We start from the raw sequence: 25,958 nt of genomic DNA on the forward strand, positions 1-25,958 counted from the left end.
CCTCACATCATGATGAGTTTAGTTCTGTCGGTTAATAGACCCAAAATGCGAGTGTCAGGTTGCACCAATCGCAGCCCTGCATCACGCTTTCGCGTTGTACGGCTCCGGCGTCCATTGGCCCGATAGCGTAAACGCTGCGTGCGTAAGAGCAATATGCGATAGCGCTTGCGGAAAGTTGCCCAGCATGCGCTTATCCTGCACATCGTACTCTTCGCTTAGCAGACCGACATCATTGCGCAGTGCCAGCAGCCGATCAAACATCTCGGTCGCTTCTTGCTTGCGATTAATCAACCACAAGCAGGTCACCATCCAGAAGCTGCACGCCAGGAAGGTTCCCTCGCCGCCCTTCAATCCATCCGAACTCTTACCCGGATCATACCGCTGCACCAGCCCATCCTTCATCAAGCCCTTCTGAATCGCTTCGATCGTCCCCACAATGCGCGGATCGTCCATCGGCAAAAATCCCACCAGCGCCAACCGCAGACACGACGCATCCAGCGCCTTCGATCCATAACTCTGCGTAAAGGAGTTCAGCTTCTTGTTAAATCCCTTCGCGCAAATCTCCGTATGCAACAAATCGCGATTCTTGCGCCAGCGCTTCACATCACCAACTCCGTCGAAGTGTTCATGCCGCTTCACCGCCCGGTCCAGCGCCATCCACGCCATCACCTTGCTATGTACAAAGTGCTTTGCACCTCCGCGCGTCTCCCAAATCCCCTCATCCGGCAGCGTCCATACATGGCAAAGATGATCAATCAACGTTGCCTCCAACTCCATCGACGAACTACGCAGTTCATTCTCCGCCTCCGGTGTCCTACTCAGCGCCACCGAAACTTCGCCATATACATCCAGCTGGAATTGTTGAGAGGCCGCATTCCCAATGCGTACTGGCTTCGAGTTCTCGTAGCCCGGCAGCCAATCCAACTCCCACTCCGGCAGTCGTCTCTCGCCCTTGATGCCGTACAGGCTCTGTATCTGACCCGGCGATCCCGCAATCGCACGCAGCAGCCATACCCTCCACGCCACCGCCTCCTCCGTATACCCAGCACGCATCAATACCAGCAGCGTGAAAGACGTATCCCGCAGCCAGCAAAACCGATAATCCCAATTTCTTTCCCCACCAATTCTCTCCGGCAGCCCCGCCGTTACCGCGGCCACAACGCCCCCTGTCGGCCGATACGTCATCGCCTTCAGCGTCATCAGGCTGCGCTTCACTGCCTCCGCATATTGCCCCTTGTACGCGCCGCGGTCCGTCCACTCACACCAGTAGTCGTGCGTATCCTTGAGCGCGTCCTCTGGATTGATCGGATCAGGCACAGCCTCGAACGAGTTTCCATACGTCAGCGTGAAACAAACTTTATCGCCCGTACGAACCACAAAGTCGCTCACCGTCTTCAGGTCTTCACCCTTCAACTCAGCCGGTTTGCCGGTCAAGCACTGGCTGCGCAGCACCGCTAGATCCGGCCCTGCCACTGCATGCAACTCGTCACCATGCTTTGTCACCCACGGAACCGTCAACCCGTAATCAAATCGCAGCACCATGTCCATGTGCATCTTCACCCGGCCGCTCACCCCGCGCACCATCCGCACCACATCCGAATGCTTTCCCCGCGGCGGCATAAAATCCGTCAGACAAACCTCTCCCTGCTTGGTCACAAACGTGGTTTCGACAATCATCGTCCCCGGCTGATACTCCCGGCGCACCTCCACCACATCCTCAACCGGGCGAATCCTCCAGAACCCGTTCTCCGCCGTCCCCAGCAGCGCCGCGAAACACGCCGCCGAAGAAAAGTTCGGCCAGCACAACCAGTCGATCGATCCATCGCGGCTCACCAGGGCTCCGGTCTCGCAATCCCCGATCAAGGCGTAGTCTTCAATCTGCGCGCCATGCAATGGCAGCTTCTTCTTGCTGAAAAATCCTCCGGACAAGGTTTCCTCCAAAAATCCTTGAAAAATAAATGAACAATTCGTGGCGCAAGCCAGCCCCGTCTTCCACAACGCGTCTACAACCAGTCCCACCCTCACAGCATCCGTCCATCCAGAGACCAACGGGACGGTGGAATCGCTAGCACCCTCTGCCGAGTACTTCGACGTTGTACGCAATTGGATGCACATCCACCTCCCGGCGTCGTACCCCCGCGCACATCCACTACCATGTGTATAGATCGCAAAGGAGTTGCACCGCGCATGAAACCCAGCGAAGGCCGCAAGAGAATCGTCATCGAAGAGATCCAGCCATCCGTGAACGACGGCCGCTATCCCGCCAAGCGCATCCTCGGCGACCAGGTCGAAGTCACCGCCGCCATCTTCGGCGATGGCCACGATCACGTCGCCGCGCGTCTTCTTTATCGCCACGCCTCGCAGCGCAAATGGAGCGCCGTCCCCTTCGCCGAAATCAACAACGATCGCTGGACCGCCACATTCCTCGCCGGCTCACCCGACGATCCTTCCAAGTTAGGCCTGTGGTACTTCACAATCGAAGCTTGGATAGACCACTTCGACACCTGGATCCACGACCTCGCAAAGCGCCTCGCTGCTCAAACCGATTCCGCGCAAGACATCCCCCTCGCCTTCCGCATCGGTGCCCTCCACTTCGAAGCCGCAGCCGCCCGTGCCAAAGGTAACGACGCAAAAAAACTCACCGCCGCCGCCGCCAACCTTCGCACCCTCGCCGACGCCAACCTCGCCCTCTACGACACCCCAATAACGCCCGACCTCATCGCCCTCGTCGCGAAATATCCCGACTTCAGCTTCGCCACCAAACACACCCCCGAACTCCCTCTCTGGATCGATCGCGAGCGCGCCCGCTTCTCCTCCTGGTACGAACTCTTCCCCCGCTCCGCAGGCCCAACCGGCCAACACGGCACCTTCCGCGACGTAGCCACCCGCGTCCCCGAAATCGCCTCGATGGGCTTCGACGTCCTCTACATGCCGCCCATCCACCCCATCGGCCACGCCTTCCGCAAAGGCCGCAACAACTCCACCACCCCCGAGCCCAACGACGTCGGCAGTCCCTGGGCAATTGGTTCCGCGGAAGGCGGCCACACCGCCATCCTCCCCGCCCTCGGCACCTTCGCCGACTTCGATGCCCTCGTCGAAACTGCCCGCAACCACAGCATCGACATCGCCCTTGACATCGCTTTCCAGTGCAGCCCCGACCACCCCTGGGTCACCGAGCATCCCACGTGGTTCTCGCACCGCCCCGACGGCACCATCCAGTACGCCGAAAATCCTCCAAAAAAATATCAGGACATCTACCCGCTCAACTTCGAGTCACCCGACTGGCGCGGCCTTTGGGACGCCCTTCACAACGTCTTCAAGTTCTGGGTCGACCGCGGCGTCCGTGTCTTCCGCGTCGACAACCCCCACACCAAGGCCCTCCCCTTCTGGCAGTGGTGCATCGCCGAAGTCCAAAAGACCACCCCTGACGCCCTCTTCCTCGCCGAAGCCTTCACCCGCCCCCACGTCATGTACTCGCTCGCCAAGGCCGGCTTCACCCAGTCCTACACCTACTTCACCTGGCGCACCACCAAGGCGAACCTCACCGAGTACTTCGAAGAAATCTGCAACCCACCCGTCTCCGATTTCTTCCGGCCCAACGTCTGGCCCAACACCCCCGACATCCTCCACGCCCAATTTCAAATCGCCGACCTCGCCCAACGCCGCGCCATCTTCCGGCAGCGCGTCATCCTCGCCACCACGCTCTCAGCCAACTACGGCATCTACGGCCCCGCCTACGAATTGCTGGAAGGCCGCCCAGCGAAACCCTCACCCGGCAAGACCAGCAGCGAAGAATATCTCGACAGCGAAAAGTATCAACTCCGTACCTGGGACCGCACCGATCCCAACTCCATCGCCCCCCTCATCGCCGACCTCAACCACATCCGCCGCAACAACCCCGCCCTCCAGCGCAACGAAAACCTCCACTTCCACACCGTCCCGAACGACAACCTCATCGTCTATTCAAAATCCACCGCCGACCACACCAACACCATCCTCACCGTAGTCAACCTGGACCCCCTCAACACGCAATCCGCAATGATCACCCTGGCCCTCGACAAGCTCAACCTCCCCTGGGAGGCCACCTACACCGTAGAAGACCTCCTCACCCAAGCGCACTACACCTGGCACGGCCCCACCAACTACGTCTCCCTAACCCCCACGGCCACCGCCCACATCTTCCGCATCCTCCGCACCTGATAGCTCATACTCGAACCTGCGGCCACCCGAGTAACTCGGCCCTGCATCCAACCGCAAAGATGCCAATCACCCAAGAGGCAACCCGCACGTGAAGAAGCCCTGCAGCGCCACCGACCCGCTCTGGTACAAAGACGCGATCATCTACGAGCTCCACGTCCGCGCATTCGCCGACTCCAACGCCGACGGCATCGGCGACTTCCAGGGCCTCATCTCCAAACTCGACTACCTTCAGGAGCTCGGCGTCACCTGCCTCTGGCTCCTCCCCTTCTTCCCCTCGCCCCTCCGCGACGACGGCTACGACATCGCCAACTACACCGACGTCAACCCCTCCTACGGCACCATCGCCGACTTTCAGGAATTCCTCAACGAAGCCCACGCGCGCAACATGCAGGTCATGATCGAGCTCGTCATCAACCACACCTCCGATCAACATCCCTGGTTTCAGCGCGCCCGCCACGCCCCCAAAGATTCACCCGACCGCAACATGTACGTCTGGTCCGACACCGATAAAAAGTTCGACGGCGTTCGCATCATCTTTACCGACACCGAAAAGTCCAACTGGACCTGGGACGAAGTCGCCCAGCAGTACTACTGGCACCGCTTCTTCGCCCACCAGCCCGACCTCAACTTCGATAACCCCCGCGTCATGGAAGAAGTCCTCAATGCCATGCGCTTCTGGATGGACATGGGCGTCGACGGCCTCCGTCTCGACGCGATCCCCTACCTCATCGAACGCGACGGGACGTCCTGCGAAAATGTGCCCGAGACCCACCTCCTCATCAAGCACATCCGCTCTGTCATGGAGGCTGAATACGAGAACCGCCTCATCCTCGCCGAAGCCAACATGTGGCCCGCCGACGTTCGCCCTTACTTCGGTGATGGCGACGAATGCAACATGGCCTTCCACTTCCCGTTGATGCCGCGCATCTACATGGCGCTCCGCCAGGAAGACCGTCTTCCCATCACCGACATCATGGCACAGACACCCGCCATCCCCGACAACTGCCAGTGGGGCCTCTTCCTCCGCAATCACGACGAGCTCACCCTCGAGATGGTCACCGACGACGAGCGCGACTACATGAACCTCGCCTACGCCGCAGACACCCGCATGCGCATCAACGTCGGAATCCGCCGCCGCCTCGCCCCACTCGTCGACAACAACCGCCGCCGCATCGAGCTCCTCAACTCCCTCCTTCTCAGCTTCCCCGGCACGCCCATCATGTACTACGGCGACGAAATCGGTATGGGCGACAACATCTATCTCGGCGACCGCAACGGCGTCCGCACGCCCATGCAGTGGAACTCCGACCGCAACGCCGGCTTCAGCAAAGCCGTCCCCGCCAAGCTCTACTTCCCCGTCATCATGGACCCCATCTGGGGCTATCAGGCGATTAATGTAGAAGCCCAACAAAGCGACGCGTCCTCCCTCCTCCACTGGACGCGCAACATGATCGCGCTGCGCAAAATCTTCCAGGTCTTCGGCCGCGGCACCCTCGAATTCCTCCACCCCGAAAACCGAAAAGTCCTCGCCTACATCCGCGAATATAAAGAGACCACCGAACTCGGTGAAGAACTTGCCGGCGGCCACAGTGAAACCGTCCTCTGCGTAGCCAACCTCTCCCGCTTCGCCCAGCCCGTAGCCCTGGACCTCGCTAAGTACAACGGCCGCCAGCCCGTCGAGATGCTCGGCTACGTCCCTTTCCCCATCGTCAACGAAACGCCCTACGCCATCACGCTCGCCCCCTACAGCTTCTTCTGGCTCGAGCTCCAGCCCGCCCCCGCCCGTCCCTCCGACCCCATCGTCGACCTCCTCCAGGAATCCGTCGCAACCCCCTCAACTCCCGCCACACCCGAAAAGCCGCGCACCCTCGTCTCCGTCCTCAAAGACTTCGGCGCCAACCTCGACAGCGCCCTCCCCGTCTACATCGCGAAGCAGCGCTGGTTCGGCGGCAAGTCTCGCACCATCCGTTCTGCGCGCATCGCCTCCACCACCTCCATCGACGCCGCCTCCCTCATCGCTCTCGTCGAAATCACCTACACCGACGCCTCCACCGACCTCTATCAACTCCCTCTCGCGCTGGCAACCGAAGCCGACGCCGCCACCCTCCAAACCTCCTCCCCCAACGCCGTCATCACCTCCCTCGACAACGCCGCGCTCATCGACGCCTCCGCCAGCCCCACGTTCCGCGCCGCCCTCCTCAACACCATCATCAACACGGCCAGAACTCCGGGTGCCTCATCTTCGTCGATAGTTTCATCATCGACGAAGGCGGGTGAACCACCACAACCCTCCATCCCCAACATCACCGCCAACCACTCCGCAGCACTCGACCCCGCGCGCCTAGCCGACCTTCCCTCCCGTCTCGGTGCCGCCGAGCAATCCAACACCAGCATCCTCTACGACGACCTCGCCATCCTCAAGATCTTCCGCCGCGTAACCAACGGCGAAAACCCCGACGTAGAAATCGGCCGCTTCCTTACCGAAGTCGCCCACTTCGACCACATCCCCGCCTACCTCGGCGACCTCCACCTCACCACCGACTCCACCACCCTCGCCTTCCTCCAAACCTTCGCCCCCAACCTCGGCGACGGCTGGGCCTGGACCCTAGCCGACCTTGACCGCTTCTTCACCGAAATCGCCACCCTCCCCGCCCCCGCTCCCGAAGCCATCCGCCAACACGCCGCCAGCTATCTCGACGCCGCCGCCCTCCTGGGCCAACGCACCGCAGAACTTCACCTAGCCCTCGCCACCCCGACAAACGACCCCGCATTCGCCGCCGTCCCCACCACCCCCGAAGACCTGGCCAGCGACCGCGAGCGCATTCACCACCAAGTCACCACCGCGCTCGACGCCCTCCAATCCGCTCTAAAATCCTCCACCACGCTAACCCCCGAAGTCGCCGCCCTCGCCACCGAACTCCTCGCCCACCGCGACGACCTCCTCGCCCGCGTAGCCTCCCTCAATGGCGACCCCGACCGCTTCGGCCAGCGCATCCGCATCCACGGCGACTACCATCTCGGCCAAATCCTTCGCACCCAATCCAAAACCTCCGCCGACTTCCTCATCATCGACTTCGAAGGAGAGCCCGCGCGCTCCCTCGCCGACCGCCGCAAGAAACAATCCCCCCTCCGCGACGTAGCCGGCGTGCTCCGCAGCTTCAGCTACGCCGCCCGCACCGCCCTCCAAACCGCCAACCCCGCCAACCCCAATCTCAAAGCCTGGGCCTCCGCCTGGGAGACAGCTGTCACCGCCGCCTTCCTCCACGCCTACACCTCCACTATCGCGACCAACCCCGCGCTCCTCCCGCAAGACACCACCACCGCCATCAACGCGCTCCTACTAGAAAAAGCCTCCTACGAAGTTCTCTACGAGCTCAACAATCGCCCCACCTGGCTGGCCATACCCCTGGAAGGTCTTCTCGCCATCGCACGCAGCGGCGCATAATCACTGCAGCGTCTCATATCTTTAATACTCGGCTCCCAATCCATGTCCTCGACCCCACTCACCGCCGACGCCACGCAGCCAACCGCTTACCCGGAATCCGGCCCCACTCCCGCGCCCGCCCGCCGCTCCACCGCGGAACTCCTCATCTGCCTCCCCGCGCTCGCACCCGACGCGCTCCCCCACGCGCTCCAAGCCATCGCCACCGCCTTCCCCACCGAGTCCGTCCTCGTCGCCTGCGCCCACGCGCCCGAAAGCCCCACTGACTTTCCCTCCCTCGATCTCATCCCCTACTCCAGCGCCCGTTCCGACGTCGGCTGGATCCTAGCCGCCGGAGATTATGCCGCCGCCGCCCAGCTAGCCCTCGAGCACAACGCCCGCGCCATCATTCTTCTCGGTGGCGACACCGCCGCCCTCTCTGCTCCCAACGCCCTCGACCCCACGCTCCTCCGCAGCCTCATCGACTGCCTGCGCAGCAAGAACATCGACCTCGTCCTTCCCCGCTTCGCCGTCGGCCCCAACGACGCCCTCGTCAACTCCGCTCTGCTCTACCCACTCTCCCGCGCTCTCTTCGGCGCCGACATTCGCTTTCCCCTCCCCATCGACGCCGCCCTGTCCGCGCGCCTCGCCCAACGCCTCGGCACCTCCACCCAGCGCCTCATGGCCCTCAACCAGGGCTCCACCCTCCTCTGGCCCGTCGCCGAATCCGCCGCCGCCGGCTTCTCCGTCCGCGAAGTCTCCGCCGGCGATGCCGTCCCACCCACCCCGCCGCCGCCGCAAACCCAGGCAGACTTCAACGCCCTCTTCACCTCCGTCGCCGGCTCTCTCTTCAACGACATCGAAACCAAGTCTTCCTTCTGGCAGCGCGCACGCGGCATGTACGCCCCCTCCGTCCAGCCATCGTCCCCGCCCCCCATCGCCGAGCTCGCCGCCTCCCCCGAAATCCACTCCATGATCGAGACCTTCCGTCTCGCCCAGGACAACCTCCAGGAGATCTGGTCGCTCGTCCTCCCACCCCAATCGCGTCTCGCCCTCAAAAAACTTTCCGTCCTCTCCCCCGACGCCTTCACCATGGAGCCCGACCTCTGGGCCCGTGTCGTTTACGACTTCGCTCTCGCCTACCATCTCCGCACGCTCAACCGCAGCCACCTGCTCGGTGCCATGACGCCTCTCTACTTCGCCTGGGTGGCCTCATACCTCCGCTTCGTTGCAGACGACGCCTCCCGCGCCGCCCACGCCATCGAGCTAACCGCCGCCGCCTTCGAAAACGAAAAGTCCTACATCGTCTCCCGCTGGCGTTGGCCCGACCGCTTCAATCCCTAAGCCGCCCAACTGAGAACTGACAACTAAGAACTGAGTACCAAGCGCAAACTCCACCGCCCCGGAAAGGAACCAACCATGGGACACCAAATGGCTCAGCAAATCTCAGCCGCCCTTCGCCAGTCCATCCACCGCATCGTCCTTGTCCTGGCCAGCTTCCTTCCTGGAATCCTCGCCTTCCTGCTCGCGGTCATCGTCTTCGCACTCATCGGCTGGGGCCTCTCCGCGCTCATCCGCCGTCTGCTCATCGCCGTTCGTTTTGACGAACGCCTCGCCTCCCGCGAAGCTCCCGGCTCCACCGGCATCATCACCGAGTGGTCACCCTCCAACTCCCCCACTGTGCTCGCCCAACGCACGACCTTCTGGCTCCTGGTCCTCGCCGGCATCGCCGTCGGCATCTCCGCATTCGACGCCTCCTACGCCGAAGACTCCCGCTATTCCATCTTCCTTCTCCCCTACGTCGCCCACGTTGCCGGAGCCATCCTCATCCTGCTCATCGGCACCCTCGTCGCCCGCTTCCTCGCCCGCTCAGTCCTCATCGGCGCCGTCAACGCCCAGCTTCAATACGCGCGTTTCCTCTCTCTCGGCATCAAGTGGCTCGTCCTCGTCCTCACCGCAGCCATGGTCCTCGATCACCTCAACATCGGTAGCGGCGTCGTCGAGCTAGCCTTCGGCATCCTCTTCGGCGGCATCGTCCTCACCCTCTCCCTCGCCATCGGCCTGGGCTCTCGCGACCTTGTCAGCCGCTCCATCGAAAAAACCATGGAGAAACCAGCCGCCCCCCGCCCCACCGAAATCCCCACCCGCACCGACACCGACACACCTCCCCGCCTCCGCCACTTCTAACCGCAGCATCTCCCCATTGCAGACGCGTGCCGACAACACAGCACCTGTCCGTCGATTAGCCCTGCGCCAGTTGAATCAAATCCGCGAGTTCCTTTTCGAGGACCGTCGCTACCTCCGCTTCAACCGCATTGGGCGCGATTGGCACCGTCATGCAGATCGTGCTTCCACCAAGTGGTCGCGGCGTCACCCGTATGTACGCACCGCCGCGCCTGCCACCCGGCATCTCCCGCACATAGTCGACGGCGCCTGCTGACGGATGCAAATGAACATCAATATCGAACCTTTCGCCATTCTTCTTCACGCGATAGCGCAGGTCGCCGATAGGTTCAAGCGTGTCAGCGAAAACAGGAGCCCACCTCGGAATGTTGTTCGCCTCAGAAAGAACGCAGTAAATCCTGCCAGGCTCTAAATCGGTTTCGACAGCACGCGTCAATGTTTGCTTTGCCATAGGACAATTCGATGCGGACAATGCTAAAAAAGTAGCGCTCTCCGATTCCTGCCCGGCATAGCATGGGGCCACCGAATTCAAATAGAATTCAACCTCGAGCCTCTAGCTCCATCCAATCTCCCGATGCCCACGACCGAAAAGCAAATCAACACCACCCGCCAAGTCCTCTTCGCCTCCCTGGTCGGCACCTCAGTCGAGTTCTTCGACTTCTACATCTACGCCACCGCCGCCGTCCTCGTCTTTCCCAAACTCTTCTTCCCCAGCTCCGACCCCACCACCTCCACCCTGGCCTCGCTCGCCACCTTCGCAGTCGCCTTCATTGCGCGCCCCATCGGCTCCACGCTCTTCGGACACTTCGGCGATCGCATCGGCCGCAAGCGAACCCTCGTCATCGCCCTCGCCACCATGGGCCTCTCTACCTTCATCATCGGAGTCCTTCCCGGCTACGCCACCTTCGGCATCGCCGCCCCCCTCCTTCTCGCCCTCTGCCGCTTCGGCCAGGGCATCGGCCTCGGAGGCGAATGGGGCGGCGCCGTTCTCCTCGCCGTCGAAAACGCTCCCCCCAACAAGCGCGCCCTCTATGGTATGTTTCCCCAGCTAGGCGCGCCCATCGGCTTCGCCCTCTCCAGCACCACCTTCCTGCTTCTGTCTCACTTCCTCACCGACAAACAATTCTTCAACTACGGCTGGCGTCTACCCTTCCTAGCCTCTGCCGTCCTCGTCATCCTTGGCCTCTGGGTCCGCCTCACCATCACCGAAACCCCCGTCTTCGCCGAGCTAGCCCGCCGCTCCGAGCAAGTCGCCGTCCCCATCTTCACCGTCTTCCGCAACCACACCCGCGCACTCATAGGAGGCATCCTCGCCTCCCTCTCCACCTTCGTCCTCTTCTACCTAATGATCGTCTTCGCTCTCTCCTGGGGCACGACGGCCCTACACTACAGCCGCTCCAGCTTCCTGCTAATCCAAATGCTCGGCATCGTCTTCTTCGCCGCCGCCATCCCTCTCTCCGCATGGCTCGCCGAACACGGCCGCCGCCGCATCATGTTCATCATCACCACCCTCATCGGTCTCTTCGGCTTCGCCCTCGCCCCACTCTTCACTTCGGGCATCCACGGAGCCATCGTCATGATGACCGTAGGTCTCACCCTCATGGGCCTCAGCTACGGCCCACTCGGCACCATCATCTCCGAACTCTTTCCCACCCCGGTTCGCTACACCGGCAGTTCGCTAGCCTTTAGCACCGCCGGCATTCTCGGAGCCTCCCTAACCCCCTACATCGCCACCTGGCTAGCCAAAACCTACGGCCTCCCGTTCGTCGGCTATTACGTAACCCTCTCCGCAGTCCTCACCACCCTGGGCCTCCTCCTCATCCGCGAAACCAAAGACCAATCCCTCTAGCGCCCCTCTGAGGATGAATCTTTGCCCAGCCGCCCGCTCAGTGAGCCAACCGGCTCCTGCGCAACTACCGAGAATCGTAGTTGCCGAAACCCGGCTTTCGAGGAACCAACGAGGCTCGGAATACAATTCAGCGGTAGCGTCATGACACTTTTTTGAGGACCCATGAAAAAACTTCTCCTTTGCTTTTTCCTGATGGTGACCGTCTCTAAGTGTGCCGCTGCTCAAACAAAGGCCGATGAAGCTGCGGTTCAGCAGATCCCGAACGCCTTCGTAACCGCGTGGGCCACGCACAACGGACATCAACTCGCCAAGCTGATGTCAGATGACGTTGACTTTGTGAATGTCGGCGGCGACTGGATGCACGGCAGACCGGATTTCGAGCTCTATCACACCCGCTTGCTTGCGGGTCCATTCAAAGCTTCGACTCTAACAGCGCTCGATGCGGCCGTTCATTTCATCCGTCCGGACCTCGCGGTACTTCACTGGACCTGGAGCATTAAGGGGGACGGAGAAGAAGATCCAAAGACGCACGTCCCCCGACGTGGCATCTTTACCATGCTCGTTGAAAAGCGAGGAGACGCGTGGCTCATCGCCGTCGCCCAAAACACCAATGAGATGCCCGGACCCAACCCGGAACTTGACGGCATCAAGCCGCCAATCGCCTTCCCACCGACTAGGTAAATCCAACACACTTCCTCGTTGGCAACGAAGGCACCGGTGCGGATTCCGTCGCCAATAAGATTACCCGTCTCAATGCTACGAGCCACGCGTGTACCCTTGCCGTAGCACAACCATCTAGTTGCGCACACAATTTGCTCGCCGCGCACAGGGAGAGACTCCCATTCCGACGATTCCTTTCTCGCATTCCTCCACCCCTTCATCAGCGGCCGCGCGGGTCTGGGTTTATGTCGAATGGGTCCTGCTCGTTGTCTGCGCCGGCATCTTCGCCTTCCAGACGCTGCCAGCCGCCTTTGCAACGCTCCAAACAGATTTTCCGAACTACTACATCACCGCCAAGCTGGCCACCGAAGGCACTGATACAGCGCATGTCTACGAATGGCGCTGGCTGGCCCGCCAAAAAGACCATCATCAGATCGATCGTTCCGTCATCGGGCTCGTTCCGATCACGCCTTTCTCGACGCTGGTCATCACGCCGCTCGTTCGTTTCAACCCGCTGACAGCCAAACGCATCTGGCTTGTATTTCAGATAGCGCTCCTGTTTCTCATTGCATTCGGACTTCGCGAGATCACAGGGCAACCCCTGCGTCGAATTTCAATTCTTCTCCTGGCCTATCCGCCGCTCCACCGCAACCTTCAATTCGGTCAGTTCTATGTCTTAGTCGCAGCTCTGCTGATCGGTGCCTGCTGGGCTCAACAGCGCAAACGCAATGGCTTGGCCGGAGTGCTGGTGGCCCTGGCGACAGCCATCAAGCTCTTCCCATTCATCTTCTTCATCTATTTCGCACGCAAGCGCCAATGGCGCGCCTTGTTCTCAGCCGCCATAGCCGGCGCAGCCTGCGTTGCAGTGTCGGTAAGCGTCTTCGGTTGGGAAGTTCACCGCACGTATCTCCGCCAGATCCTGCCATGGACTCTTCGTGGCGACGGTTTTCCTCCCTTCGCACTCGCCAGCGGTTCTCTCTCCACGCTGTTGCATTGCCTTTTCCTTTACGAACCCCAGTGGAACCCTCATCCCTGGCATCTCTCACCACTCATCTATGCCGTTCTTCAGGCTGTTCTGCCGATGCTTATCCTCGCGCCGGCCCTTTTACTTTGCGACGAAAGCGATCAGTCTCCAAGCCGCATCGCGCTCGAGTGGTCCGCGCTTACCGTCGCGACACTGACCGTCTCCACGATCCCCGCTTCCTATAACTTCACGCTACTAATATTCCCTATCACAGTACTCATCGCCGCGCTCCTGAAGAAGCGACCTATCCTGGCTTGGCTTGCGGTCGCTCTCTACATTGGCATCGGCTATCCGAGCGGCTGGCACGTTGGATCGGCTTCCGGCCTCGGTGCCGTGCTGCAGATGTCGCGCCTCTATATGTTGATCCTCTTTGCCGTTCTGTTTTATGTAACGATGGGCGTCGTTGCATTTCGCAATCCTGGTCAACGGAAAATAACTCTTGCTCTTGCTGTCGGATTGATCCTTGTAGTCGCCTTCCAGGCCACCTCCGGCATCCGCCACCAGCGCGGTTTGTATGACGACTTCGCCTACCGGCTGCCGGATGCTAATGGAGCCCTGATCAGCGCCGCGCCCGAATGGCACGACGGAAACATCCTGCGTATTGCTATGCAGCCCGTCGGGTATCGTCTGCTTCCCAGCATGAACACGCCGCCCTTGAACGTACCCTTTTCCGAGTCTTACGTCGGTCCAGACGAGATTGCCTTCGCATCAACCAAAGACAGCTTGTTTGTCGAAGAAGCTGGCGCGCACTCCATCATCACATCGCGTACGGACAGAACCTTCCCGGCCATCGCTGACGCTGAGTCCCCAGTGCTCTCCCCGGACGGGCAACACCTCGCCTACCTTCGCGTCGATCATGGCCGCGGCACACTATTTCTTCGATCACTCCACGAGCCCGCAGCTTTGGAGCAGTCCATGACGCCCCCATCGCTCGATGTGGAACAGGCGACATTTCTTCCGGACGCTTCGCTGATCGTTGCGGGCCTGGTTCATGGCAGCAGTGGCTCCCGCATCTTGCACGTCCGCGCGGGCCAGCAGCCCGAGCTCCTCCCACTGGGCGAATCCCGATATCCCGCGGTCTCGCCAGACGGCCACTGGTTAGCCTATAGCCGCATGGTTCGCGGTAACTGGAACCTCGCGCTGCTTGACCTGTCTACCGGCTCTATTCACGCCATCACGGACGCGGAGTGCAACATGATCGAGCCAGCCTGGGAGCCCGACTCAAAAACAATCCTCTACAGCAGCGATTGTGGACGAGCCCTATGGTTTACGGCCATATCCAGACGTCGCATCGTGCCCTGATCACGCCGGGTCCACGCTTTCACTTGTGCATAACAGGATCTAGACGGTCAGCTCCGCCCACTCGCCTAATATCCTTAAGTCTCGTCCCACCAACAATATCCGCCGCCGCGACACTTTTTCGCCAAACTCGTGTTTCACATAACAGGAACGGCGCGGTCCCAAGCGCCCCGTTCCCATTGGCCCGCATCAAATAACTAGAACGTTCGGGCAGGGCCAGTCAGGAGCAACACATGCGCAGTCTCAAATATTTAGCACTCCTCGCAACAATCTTCGGATTCCTCGTCATCGCCACTCCCCCTGCGCACGCCCAGGTCTCCGTTGGCATCGGTGTTGGCGGCGGCTATCCCGACGGCTATGTTGCAGGCCCACCCGTATGTCAGTGGGGCTACTACAACTATGCGCCCTATGCCTGCGCGCCCTACGGCTACTATGGCCCGCAATGGTTCAATAACGGCATATTCCTTGGCGTCGGCCCATGGTACGGCTGGGGCTGGGGCTATCGTGGCGGCTACTATCGCGGTGGCTATGGCTATCGTGGCGGATACTACCGCGGCGGCTATGGCTATCGTGGCGGGTACGGCTACCGCGGTGGATACGGTGGCGCCGGCTACCATGGTGGCGGCTACGGTGGTGGCGGATACCATGGCGGTGGCTATGGTGGCGGCGGATACCACGGCGGTGGCGGCGGTGGTTACCACGGCGGTGGCGGCGGCGGCTTCCACGGCGGCGGTGGTGGCGGCTTCCACGGTGGCGGCGGTGGTCACGGCGGCGGCGGACACCGCTAAGCCTCACCAATTCCCAATTTCAAAACGGCTGCCCAACCAGGCAGCCGTTTTCTTTTCTCCCTTAGGCCATCCCCGGAGTGCCTGACCAACTGCCCACTCCGAAACCGACTTTCCTCGCTAACTACCCGCGCACCCCCCGCTCGTACTATCCTCATCGGATATCCGAAACCCCGCGCGCACGAGGTCTATGACCCAAGGCACCCCCATCATCGGCACCTCTCCTCTCCGTAAGGAGGGCCGCGCCAAGGTCCTGGGCGCCGCCCAATACATCGACGACCAAACCCTCCCCGACATGTGGCACGGCTGCACCATCCGCTCCACCATAGCTCGAGGCCGCATCCGCAACATCACCTTCGCCCCGCACATCAACTGGTCCGACTACGCCATCGTCCACGCCGCCGACATCCCCGGCGAGAACACCATCGTCCACCTAACAAAAGACCACCCCTGCCTGGCCGCGCACCAAATAAACCACGTAGCCGAGCCCATCCTCCTCCTCGCCCATCCCGACAAGTCCGCCCTCCTCGCCGCCAAAGCCGCCATCACCATCGACTACGAAGAGCTCCCCGGAATCTTCACTATCGAAGCCTCCGAGTCCGCAGCCGACAACGACGACACCGCCAACATCATCTGGCCCGGCTCCTCCGAAGGTGGCACCCCCAACTGCTTCAAGACCTACCAGATGTACACCGGAGAAGCCGCCGCCACCGAAGACGCAATCGCCGCAGCCTTCGAATCCGCCGACCACATCATCGAAGGCGAGTACACCACCGGCGCCCAGGAGCAGCTCTACATCGAACCCAACGGCGTCATCGCCGAATGCGATTTAGACCCCGCGACAGGTCACGTTCGTGGAGTAACGGTTCGCGGCTCCATGCAATGCCCTTTCTACCTCGTCCACGCGCTAACCCTCGTCTTCAACCTCCCCGAAGAAAAGTGTCGCGTCATCCAGGTAGAAACCGGCGGAGCCTTCGGCGGCAAAGAAGACTTCCCCTCCGTCATCGGCTCGCACGCCGCGCTCCTCGCAATGAAGTCCGGCCACCCCGTAAAAATTATCTACGACCGCGGCGAAGACATGGCCGCCACCACCAAGCGCCACCCCTCCCGCACTCGCCTCCGCACGGCAGTCTCTCGCGACGGCAAACTCCTCGCCGGCACTATCGACATCGCCATCGACGGCGGCGCCTACGCCACGCTCTCCCCCGTCGTCCTCTCGCGCGCAACCATCCACGCCCCCGGCCCGTACAAGTGGCCAGCCCTTCGAGTCCGCTCCAAAGCAATGGCCACCAACATCCCACCCCACGGTGCCTTCCGAGGCTTCGGCGCACCGCAGTCCCTCTTCGCGCTAGAGCGCCACATGGACAAGATCGCCCACACGCTCAACCTCTCCCCCGAAGAAATCCGCCGCCAAAACTTCCTCGCCACCGGAGACACGACAGCCACAGGTCAAACGTTGGTTGAGAAAATGGATATGCAGCACCTCCTAACGCGCGCGCTGTCCGACTCCGACTACCACGCCAAGCGCGCCCGCTTCCGCACCTCCAATCCCACATCCCAAATCAAGCGCGGAGTAGGCATCGCCACCTTCATGCACGGCACCGGCTTCACCGGCTCCGGCGAGCGCCGCCTCAACTCGCTAGTCCACCTAGACATCCTTCCCGACGGCCGCCCCCAAATCCTCGTCTCCTCCACCGAATTCGGCCAGGGCACCAACACCATCCTCTGCCAGGTCGCCGCCGAAACCCTCCACCTCCCCTACGACGACATCCTCATCCACGAAGTCGACACCGCCGTCGTCCCCAACTCCGGCCCCACTGTAGCCTCCCGCACCGCCATGATCGTAGGCAAGCTAGTAGAGCGCGCAGCCCTCGAAATCTTAACCACCCTCCGCGACCACGAGCACCTCCCCACCCCGCACACTCGCGCCGACTTCATCGCCGCCGCTAAGTGCTACCACGCGAAGCACGCCCGCCTCCACGACCCCCATGCGAAGCACGGCCCTCTATGCGCCTCCGTCCGCTACGAACCCGCCACCAAAATCTTTTGGGACGACGACGTCTATCGCGGCGACGCCTATCCCGGCTACGCCTGGGCCGTCTACGTAGCCGAAGTAGCCGTAGACCTCGACACCTACATGGCCACGGTCACCCGCTTCGACGCCCTGCAAGAAGTAGGCCGCGTCCTCCACCCCATCCTCGCGCGCGGCCAAATCGAAGGTGGAGTAGCCCAAGGCATCGGCTACGCCCTCTACGAAAAGTGCGTCTACAAAGACGGCCACCTGATGAACAACCAGATGACCAACTACATCATGCCCACCAGCGCGGACCTCCCCACCATCCACGTCCACTTCGAAGAAGTCCCCAGCCCCCACGGCCCTGGCGGCGCCAAAGGCATTGGCGAGCTCCCCATGGACGGCCCCGCCCCCGCAATCCTAAACGCCATCGAAGACGCCACCGGCATCGCCTTCAACAACATCCCCCTTCTCCCCGAAGACATCTTCGAACGCCTAACCGCGTTCACCACCCACCCCCACGGCGGCACCGAAGACCTCGACCCATCAAAAGACAGAGATACCCGCGTAGAAGAAGTCCAGGCCACCCGCACCGAGTCCCCCGAGGTGCCCGCATGAGCCTTTGCGCTCACATCTCCTGCAGTCTTTGTTTTTCTTTCTGTCATTCCCTCTGGGGATCTGCTTCTGCACTCGCCTCTAGGTACCCCAAGGCTTCAGCCTTGGGTCTCATATCCGCCCCAACGAGGAGGGCTTTAGCCCCTGGGGTATGCCTTCCTCCATCTATGCACTTCACCTTAAGGCGAACCCATGGAACGCATAATTCGTATTGCGGTCGGCACAGTACTGCTTCTTCTTTCCTATAAGGTCGTGAGTCTTCTTTATGAACCGACTAAGAAAAAAGCCTTGGAAGATAAGTTTCCAATGTTCGCTGCTCACCCCAGGTTGTTCGGATGGGGCATCGTATGCGTCTTCCTTTTCCTGTATCTGACGTGGACCGTCGTATCGTAATGAAAAATTTAACCACCATCACGCTAACCATCAACAACACGCCAACAACCCTAACCGTCCCACCCATGAAGCGTCTCCTCGACGTCCTCCGCGAAGACCTCCATCTAACCGGCACGAAAGAAGGCTGCGGCGAAGGCGAATGCGGAGCCTGCGCCATCCTCTTCAACGGCGAGCTAGCCAACTCCTGCCTAATCCCCGCTCTGCAAGCCAACAACGCCACCCTAACCACCATCGAAGGCCTCGCGCCGAACGCCGCGCACCTCCACCCCATCCAGCAATGTTTCCTCGAGCAAGGCGGAGCCCAATGCGGCATCTGCACCCCCGGCATGATCCTCGCCACCCACCATCTCTTAGCCCAACACCCCAACCCCACCGACACCGAAATCCACGAAGGCCTCTCCGGCAACCTCTGCCGCTGCACGGGCTACATGCGCATCTTCGAGTCCGTAAAGCAAGCCGCCATCGCATCCGCGCAGTCAATCGCTGCCCATGCCCCTCAATCCCCACCCCATAACCTGTCATCCTGAGCGAAGCGCAGCGCAGCCGAAGGACCCCGATACATTCAACTGACCGCGACTCTCCAGACGTTTCTCACCCGACCACCCTATGCATGGCGGCTCAAATCGCTAACTCCCGAACTTGTCCTCCTTCGCGACGCGGAAGATCTGCTTTTTCTTTTATCGCTGCCGATGCTCTTCCCTTTCTTTCTGTCATTCCCTTTGGAAATCTGCTCTTCCCTTCGGCTTCGAGTCAACGGGCCGACGATCCAGGATCCATTCAATACCTCGCTGCATCCCGAATCGCCGGCCCATCACCGCAGGCGAATGTCTGGTGCGAGGCCACACCTCGCAACCGCGACAAAACCAGCTACTTCTTCAAAGCACTCAAAATCTCTTTCTGATTGGAAAGAATCTCTTTCTGATTTGTCAGAATTTGATCGAGAGCTTTTTGGTTCTTCTGAATATCCCCTTGGTTATTGAGAATTGCCGCTTGATTCTTAAGAATCGTCTCTTGATTGTGGAGAATCGTCTTCTGATTTGCTAAAACTTCTTGGTCCGGCATAGTTCCTCGTTTCTCCTAACGCAGGCATCCAGATTGGGCGTGGCGTCGATTGTGTAGTTCGCATCTCAGCGAACGTCTCGACTTAGCCTATGCCCTTGAAATTTGCTCCGCCAGTGACAACTGTCACCGCTGATTCACCTACACTATCGATTCCACTACGCTCTGCCCTCTACCTCATGCACTCCGACCCCACCCAATTCGCCCTAACCGCCCCAGCCACCCTCGCCGAGGCCCTAACCCTCCTTGCCGAAAACCCCGGCCAACACACCCCCATTGCCGGAGGCACCGAGCTAATGGTCGCCGTCGCCGCCGGCCGCCTCAACCAAAAATCCCTCCTCTCCATCAGCCACCTCCCCGAGCTCCGCTTCATCCACGCCACCCCCAACGCCATCGCCATCGGCGCCAACACCACCTTCACCGACATCCGCCGCAACCCCACCATCGCGCGCGACCTTCCCCTCCTCACCCAATCCGCCTCCTGGACCGGCTCCATCGCCAACCAGAACCGCGCCACCCTCGGCGGCAACCTCTGCAACGCCTCTCCCGCGGCCGACACCCCACCAGCCCTCCTCGCCTACAACGCCACCGTTACCCTCATCTCCTCAACCACCACCCGCATCATCCCCTACACCGACTTCCACCAAGCCTACAAACGCACCGCCCTACGCCCCGACGAGCTCCTCCATAGCGTAACCATCCCCCGCATCTACGCCCACCACCAACACTTCATCCGCAAAGTAGGCACCCGCAACGCGCAAGCCATCTCCAAGACAGCGTTAGCCGCCATCGCCCTCCTCCAAAACCAAACCATCCAGGAAATCCGCCTGGCCGCCGCGTCCTTAGCCGACCGCCCCATCCGCCTCTACGCCACCGAAGCCGCCCTCACCCAAGCCTCCCTAGCCCCCGCCGACTTCCCCACCACCCTCCGCCAAGCCCGCGCCGCCTTGGCCTCCGAATCCCACCCCATCGACGACATCCGCTCCACCGCCCGCTACCGCTCCGCCGTAGCCGCCAACCTCCTCGAGCAATTTCTCCGCTCCCTCACGCCTTAGGCCACCACGGAAACGGGTGCCCCAGGTCCCGCTTTTGGGACCTGGGAGAGAACAGAGTCCGAACCCGCTACCCCGCCGCAACCAGCGAAGCCCAAGCCGCCAGCGCCCCATTAAAACTCGTATAAAACCCATAAGCGTCATACACCGCGCTCCCCCAACTTCCCTGCACCTCTGCCGACAGCGCCGCACTCTGCACCGGGTCCGACACATTCCTCACAAACCCAAACGCCACCCCCGCCGCCTTGCACACGTCCCCCAACACCGCATCATCCATCTCGATGCACGCGTACGTCGCATACGTCCCAGCCGTAGTCCCCACCACAAACGTAGGCGTAGTCAGCAACGACACGGCACCGCCCGTAGCATCCACCACCTTCGGCTGCGTGTCCCCCGCATTCAACCCATCCGGATCCAAATCAAAGATCGAATACTTCGTCCCGTAATACGAATTAAACTGAGTCACCAACCCCTGCAGATCGCTCTCCGTAGTCGGCACCGGAAACAGCAAGCTCCCAAGCCCCGCCTTATGCAACACCGTCTCCTTAGCCGACCACCCATTCGCATACATCGGCCAACTCCCCTGCGCCTTCCCCTTCTCATACAGCGTCCCCGCACTCACCGCCCGCACCGTCCCCACATGATCCCCCACCATCGCCCCACCAGCCGTCCCAATCGACACCACCAGCCCCGGCTTCACCTCCTTAATCAACATCTTCATCATCGCCGTCAGCTGCGTCTCTCCCGGAAAATCCAGATGCGTATTCGACTTCCACAGCAGCACCCGCTTCCCCCCAACCTCCACCAGTCGCCACTCCCCCCAATAGCTCCACCCGCTCACCGCAGTTGACGGCATGCCCACCGCATACTTCGTCCACCCACCCCAGCTCCCCGAGTTCCTATCCGAATAGGGCATCGCCGTCCCACTCGCGCAGAACACATGCTGCATCGCCGCCCACTCAGCCTCTGCCCAGGTAATCACCACCGCATCCGCCGCCGGCAGCCCACTTCCGCTGCTAGTCACCAGCGTAGGAGCAACCTGCCCCACCGCGCTCCAATCAATCACCGGCAGCTCCGGCGTCGACGAAATCACCGGCTCAAACCTCTTCTGCTTCTCCGTGACAAATAAACGCGCAGGCCGATACGGGGGGACACTCATGGATTCACCTCAGCTCTCTTGGACGGCAATCCCACCCCATCCGTCTACTCCGCCGTCGCAGCCGAAGCCGGCCCCCCAAACGGTCAACCCTTCCAGCACCATCGTGCGTTCAGACGTCAGTGGCTCCTCATCCCGGGGATGAGGAGCCACTGGCGTCACGACAAATTCAGATCCGGCGACCAGCTCTACTCAGCCAGCGCAATCGTATGTTGTTCTCCCGCACGCAGCCGCACCATCTGGCCCGGCAGCGCTACCGCCCGGAACAACGCAACGTTCCCCAACATTTTGTCCGGTCCGGGCTCCGACGCAATCGCCCATCCCTCGGGCACCGGCTGCTCCACCACGAACACTACCGGCCGCTCGAACTGGTTCTTCATCAGGTAGTCCTTCTCCTTAACCACCACGACACTCCGCTGCACGGTCCCATTCACGAGCTCGCCCTTCACATGGTCCGCCGTAAACTGGCTATCCAGGTGGCACACCGACAAATCCAGCTGCGCGACCGACCTCTCCCCGCTCGCACCTGGCGCGCCCCCTCCCACCGGCTTTCCCTGCGGCACGCTCACTCCGACGATCCCATCCACCTGATCCTGCAGGATCAAGCAGTCCTGGTTCACATGAATTTCCTGAAAGTCCGGGGCCGTCGCCATCGCCACGGTCTCCCGAACACCCGAATGCCGGCATCCGACCAGTCCAAACAAGCTAACCAGTCCCAGCATTCCCGCTCCGACCCATTTAGATCCAACTGTTTTGGTCATCATGTGCGTTCACCTTGCGCATCATTCTTATCCACCTATGGTGCCACTGCAAGAGCCCGAAAGGTGTACAACCCCCAACCAAAGGTCCTATAACCCATGGTCACTAAAGTTGCTAGTGAAAAATCGCGAAGCGGAATCTCCTGTGGTTCACTTGCGCGATTTTGTCCTGTCATGGCAAAGCTAGCAGCTAGCCCTAGCCGAGAAAAGCCTAAAGAAAACAGGCGTACCTCCTCGAATACCCTAAAATAAACGCAACAGCGCCTCCACGGAGCAGCCGCATGTTAGAGCTCGCCAAAGCCGCCACCTTCTTCGCCTGCATCCTCTCCCTCTACTGGACAGCCATCAGCGCCTTCTTCATCCCCGGCCTCCACTGGCAGGACCGCCTCTTCCTTGCCCTCGCCCGCCTCACCCTCGCCGCGGCCATCTGCGTGCTCAGCGGCCTCATCTTCCGCCTCCCCACCCGCACCAATCCCGACGCCCACCTGCCCCTCACCTCCACCCTCCCCATGCAACTCTTCTTCTGGGCCGCCCCCATCCTGACGCTCCTCTTCCTAGCCTCCTGGTACCTAACCTGCGGAGCCCCCACCTTCACCACCCACTACCCCGCTTGCAGCTAACCCACCACCCGCCGCTAAACCAAACTCCTCACCACAAACCATCCGAGCACCCCTGCGGCAAACCAATCGGAAACCAGCGCGGTGTACTCCTTGGCATTCCTGTTCTTTCCCGGAAGATGCACAAACCCCGCAAGCCCGTAATACAACCCTCCAACCATCGCAGCAGGAACCACCCACCCCGGCCGCACCACGCTAAAGATCCCCAGCGCCCCCATCGACAGGTTCGCGAAACCAATCTCCCGAACAATCGGCAACGCACTCGCGTCACGAATCCCGAAGATCTCCTCAGTGGTAAACCGAGGCTGAACCACCTGCCGAATCCCAGCAATAAACAGCCGCACCCCGACAGCCCAGAAAGTCCACCACCGCCCAATCAACGCGAGGCTAGTAAAGCTCTCATGCAACCGCACCGCATCGATCGCAACCGAAGCCACCGGACAAACCAACAGCAACAGGACGACGCTAGCGAAATACATATCCACCCTCCCGCCAACCAGCCTAAAGCACTTGCCTCAGCCTTCGCGTTGCCGTCGCTCGTTTTTCGCCGTCATTCTGAGCCGCAGGCGAAGGACCCCCGCATTGGCACTTGCCGTTGCCCTTGCAGTTGCCTCTCTTTCTGTCATTCCCTCCAGGAATCTGCTTCTTCCTCCGCCCCAACATTTGTCATCCTTTGCCTTCCCCAACGTTTGTCATCCTTCGCCATAGGCGGAGGATCTGCTTCTGCCCTTGCCGTTGCTTGTTTTACGCCGTCATCCTAGAGCGAAGCGAAGGATCCCTGTATTGGTTTTCGCTTTTGCTTTTGCCCTTGCTTTTGCCCTTGCTTTTGCTTTTGCTTTTGCTTTTCTTTCTGTCATCCCTCCGGGAATCTGCTTCTTCCTTCGCTTCTAGGTACCCCAAGGCTTCAGCCTTGGGTCTCATATCTCTCCCAAAGAAGCGGGCTTTAGCCCCTGGGGTATGCTTTCCCTTCTCCACTCCACCGAGGCCGGAGCTCTCCACATGAGCCCTTGCCTTTCTTCTGTCATTCCCTCAGGGAATCTCTTCTTCCTTCGCTCTTGCCTTTGCCGTTGCTCCTGAGATAGGTCCGGGCTTCAGCCCGGACATCAAGCAATCCACCCCATCGGGCTTTAGCCCCTGGGATATTCTCCCCCTCACCACTCCATCGAGGCCGAAGCTCTCCGCATGAGCCCTCGCCCTTCTTTCTGCCCTTCTGACCCTGAACCGATCCGAAGGAAAGGAACCCGCTTTCCAACCACCAACCCCGTCATCTCGACCGAAGCGCGCAGCGCGTAGCGGAGAGACCCCTGTATTGGCCTTTGCCCTTGCATTTTTCTACCGTCATCCTGAGCGAGCAGCGCGTAGCCGAAGGACCCGCCACCAGGCCAGTATCCCCGACTAGCCCCCGCCTTCCGGCCACAAACGTTGCCCGCCCTTACCCTCCCGGATTAGCAGCGGGCTTCAGCCCGCTGAAAAATCCCCGGCCATGATCAAGGGCTTTAGCTCTGGCCCCTGCTGCCGGACGCGCACCCGTTACATTCGCTTTGCCTCTTGTCCCAAACCTGTATATGTTTGGACTCTAATAAATGTTTGGACCCTAATAATTTCCGCGACGACGAGGTCGACTTAGATGGACTCAAATGAATCAGAGTTTTCGAGGCCAGAAGCCGAAGCTAATATAAATCGCATCAAGACCAGCGGGGACTTTTTGCAATGGGAGAGGGAAAGCAACGAAAGGCTCTACTACGCCCTTTGGATCTTATTCATGGGTGGCTTTGTACTTTCACTCCAATTCTCCAACCGGCCAGATTTCTACGCGGCGCCAATGATGAAACCAGCCCTAAGGCTGTTCCGTATTGTCGCTGTAGTCGGCTCTGCACTCAACTTCGCAATGCAAGGCTTGACGATTGAGCTAGTCAACTGTTCACGACTCCTTTCGCTCGAAATGAGCGGGGTCGTGGTATCGATCGATGCGAAAAATGCGCATGCGGGCCGGAAGGGCGTCGACGAGCTGAAAAGGCTTTGGGCTCGACTAGAGAAAATGGGGCGTTCGGTTTCGATGATAGAGAACGGCATACGTATATGCGGAGTTCTTTTCCTAGCCTGCGCGTTGTTCATTAGCTGGAATGTCTTCCCTGTGACTACTGGAAAGCGAAGCCCCTCGCCGTCCGCGCAGGACCTAACTCACCCGCCCGACAACGGGCTGCCCCAAAATGCCCTTGAATCGGTCGAGAGTCCACCCAAGGCACTCGTGTTTTTTTTCGCTCACCTGGGCAAGCGCTAAGGACGGCTCATTGCAAACCGTCAAGCCACAAGCGCAGCATATCGACTCGATTGTCTTGTTCGGGTTCCACCGATGAATAAAGTACGGTTCAGAAGCAATCATATTTTCACCGCAGTTCGTGTGCGGCGAGTATACGCCGATTCCCTATACGGGACAGCCTACGGCGCGTCTGAGCAAGTTTGCTCACTCCACGAACGTTTCCGGCCGAGTACCCATCCGTACGCGCACTCGCCGACGGGTGCGCTCCATTCTGCCGAAGGCCTGAATCGCCTTCCTCCACACTACCCAAATCCCCACTCAGACACCGAAGCCCCTTGCCCCCCTCGCAAAACTTGTCAAGCCCCCAAACCCACCGAAACTCCGCTAACCCACTGAAACCAAACCAAATAAAACATTCCAAAACTTGGCATAGTTACCCCACCCAACTTGCTACACTTGAAGTAGAGCCCAAATCAAAGCTGCAGCGGCAACAGCCGCTGCAGCTTTCACTTTTAGCCCCTAACTCCAATAGAAAGAAAATCATACGTGTAACCCGCTTAGAATGAGCCGTTTGAAACTAGTCTTTACCATCTAACCATAACATTCCAAACG

19 protein-coding genes are annotated in these 25,958 nt (G+C 60.5%); 13 read left to right on the top strand and 6 right to left on the bottom strand.

Going from position 1 to position 25,958, the window contains the following annotated elements; translation table 11 throughout:
- Window positions 1-81: 81 nt before the first annotated feature.
- A complete protein-coding gene (locus GSQ80_RS02825) occupies window positions 82-2,115 on the bottom strand; it encodes a glycoside hydrolase family 15 protein (protein WP_158785984.1) in 2,034 nt (677 codons plus the stop codon).
- Between the two features lie 72 nt (window positions 2,116-2,187).
- On the opposite strand from GSQ80_RS02825, the gene GSQ80_RS02830 reads away from it, so the two are divergent.
- From GSQ80_RS02830 to GSQ80_RS02845, 4 genes are all read left to right on the top strand, one after another.
- Complete coding sequence (locus GSQ80_RS02830; protein WP_158785985.1) at window positions 2,188-4,200, top strand: alpha-1,4-glucan--maltose-1-phosphate maltosyltransferase; 2,013 nt, start codon at window positions 2,188-2,190, stop codon at window positions 4,198-4,200.
- A gap of 88 nt (window positions 4,201-4,288) precedes the next feature.
- On the top strand, window positions 4,289-7,645 hold the full coding sequence (gene treS / locus GSQ80_RS02835) for a maltose alpha-D-glucosyltransferase (protein ID WP_158785986.1): 3,357 nt from the start codon (window positions 4,289-4,291) through the stop codon (window positions 7,643-7,645).
- A gap of 42 nt (window positions 7,646-7,687) precedes the next feature.
- Window positions 7,688-8,965 (top strand): hypothetical protein, encoded by a 1,278-nt coding sequence (locus GSQ80_RS02840; protein WP_216850103.1) that lies wholly within the window; start codon window positions 7,688-7,690, stop codon window positions 8,963-8,965.
- Between the two features lie 75 nt (window positions 8,966-9,040).
- Entirely contained in the window at window positions 9,041-9,808 is a 768-nt protein-coding gene (locus GSQ80_RS02845) for a mechanosensitive ion channel family protein (protein ID WP_216850105.1), read from the top strand.
- A 55-nt stretch (window positions 9,809-9,863) separates the two neighbouring features.
- On the opposite strand, the gene GSQ80_RS02850 is transcribed toward GSQ80_RS02845, so the two are convergent.
- Complete coding sequence (locus tag GSQ80_RS02850) at window positions 9,864-10,256, bottom strand: hypothetical protein (protein ID WP_158785987.1); 393 nt, start codon at window positions 10,254-10,256, stop codon at window positions 9,864-9,866.
- A 123-nt stretch (window positions 10,257-10,379) separates the two neighbouring features.
- Between GSQ80_RS02850 and GSQ80_RS02855 the strand changes: the two genes are divergently transcribed.
- The 6 genes from GSQ80_RS02855 (at window position 10,380) to GSQ80_RS02875 (ending at window position 18,971) form a co-directional block, all read left to right on the top strand.
- Window positions 10,380-11,654, top strand: coding sequence for an MFS transporter (locus GSQ80_RS02855; RefSeq protein WP_158785988.1), 1,275 nt, complete (start codon window positions 10,380-10,382; stop codon window positions 11,652-11,654).
- Window positions 11,655-11,816: 162 nt separating this feature from the next.
- A complete protein-coding gene (locus GSQ80_RS02860; protein ID WP_158785989.1) occupies window positions 11,817-12,335 on the top strand; it encodes an SgcJ/EcaC family oxidoreductase in 519 nt (172 codons plus the stop codon).
- Between the two features lie 118 nt (window positions 12,336-12,453).
- Complete coding sequence (locus GSQ80_RS02865) at window positions 12,454-14,640, top strand: glycosyltransferase 87 family protein (protein ID WP_158785990.1); 2,187 nt, start codon at window positions 12,454-12,456, stop codon at window positions 14,638-14,640.
- A 230-nt stretch (window positions 14,641-14,870) separates the two neighbouring features.
- The gene (locus tag GSQ80_RS22865; RefSeq protein WP_174241292.1) at window positions 14,871-15,425 is read left to right on the top strand and encodes a hypothetical protein; all 555 of its coding nucleotides are present in this window, start codon (window positions 14,871-14,873) and stop codon (window positions 15,423-15,425) included.
- 187 nt (window positions 15,426-15,612) lie between these two features.
- Complete coding sequence (locus GSQ80_RS02870) at window positions 15,613-18,054, top strand: xanthine dehydrogenase family protein molybdopterin-binding subunit (protein WP_158785991.1); 2,442 nt, start codon at window positions 15,613-15,615, stop codon at window positions 18,052-18,054.
- 389 nt (window positions 18,055-18,443) lie between these two features.
- Window positions 18,444-18,971, top strand: coding sequence for a (2Fe-2S)-binding protein (locus GSQ80_RS02875; RefSeq protein WP_158785992.1), 528 nt, complete (start codon window positions 18,444-18,446; stop codon window positions 18,969-18,971).
- Window positions 18,972-19,311: 340 nt separating this feature from the next.
- Here the strand turns inward: GSQ80_RS02875 and GSQ80_RS02880 are convergent, their stop codons facing one another.
- Entirely contained in the window at window positions 19,312-19,506 is a 195-nt protein-coding gene (locus GSQ80_RS02880) for a hypothetical protein (RefSeq protein ID WP_158785993.1), read from the bottom strand.
- Between the two features lie 89 nt (window positions 19,507-19,595).
- Here GSQ80_RS02880 and GSQ80_RS02885 point away from each other — a divergent pair, with 89 nt between their 5' ends.
- Window positions 19,596-20,558 (top strand): xanthine dehydrogenase family protein subunit M, encoded by a 963-nt coding sequence (locus tag GSQ80_RS02885; RefSeq protein WP_254059398.1) that lies wholly within the window; start codon window positions 19,596-19,598, stop codon window positions 20,556-20,558.
- 67 nt (window positions 20,559-20,625) lie between these two features.
- On the opposite strand, the gene GSQ80_RS02890 is transcribed toward GSQ80_RS02885, so the two are convergent.
- Window positions 20,626-21,714, bottom strand: coding sequence for a hypothetical protein (locus GSQ80_RS02890; RefSeq protein WP_158785994.1), 1,089 nt, complete (start codon window positions 21,712-21,714; stop codon window positions 20,626-20,628).
- A gap of 185 nt (window positions 21,715-21,899) precedes the next feature.
- Complete coding sequence (locus GSQ80_RS02895) at window positions 21,900-22,475, bottom strand: hypothetical protein (RefSeq protein ID WP_158785995.1); 576 nt, start codon at window positions 22,473-22,475, stop codon at window positions 21,900-21,902.
- A 275-nt stretch (window positions 22,476-22,750) separates the two neighbouring features.
- Here GSQ80_RS02895 and GSQ80_RS02900 point away from each other — a divergent pair, with 275 nt between their 5' ends.
- Complete coding sequence (locus GSQ80_RS02900) at window positions 22,751-23,089, top strand: hypothetical protein (RefSeq protein ID WP_158785996.1); 339 nt, start codon at window positions 22,751-22,753, stop codon at window positions 23,087-23,089.
- A 14-nt stretch (window positions 23,090-23,103) separates the two neighbouring features.
- Here GSQ80_RS02900 and GSQ80_RS02905 read toward each other — a convergent pair whose 3' ends face one another.
- Window positions 23,104-23,565: a DUF6790 family protein gene (locus GSQ80_RS02905; protein WP_158785997.1), complete on the bottom strand. Its 462-nt coding sequence runs from the start codon at window positions 23,563-23,565 to the stop codon at window positions 23,104-23,106.
- 1,148 nt (window positions 23,566-24,713) lie between these two features.
- On the opposite strand from GSQ80_RS02905, the gene GSQ80_RS02910 reads away from it, so the two are divergent.
- A complete protein-coding gene (locus GSQ80_RS02910) occupies window positions 24,714-25,367 on the top strand; it encodes a hypothetical protein (protein ID WP_158785998.1) in 654 nt (217 codons plus the stop codon).
- Window positions 25,368-25,958: the final 591 nt, after the last annotated feature.

Origin of the sequence: Granulicella sp. L46 (assembly GCF_009765785.1) — a bacterium.
Classification (GTDB): Bacteria; Acidobacteriota; Terriglobia; order Terriglobales; family Acidobacteriaceae; genus Granulicella.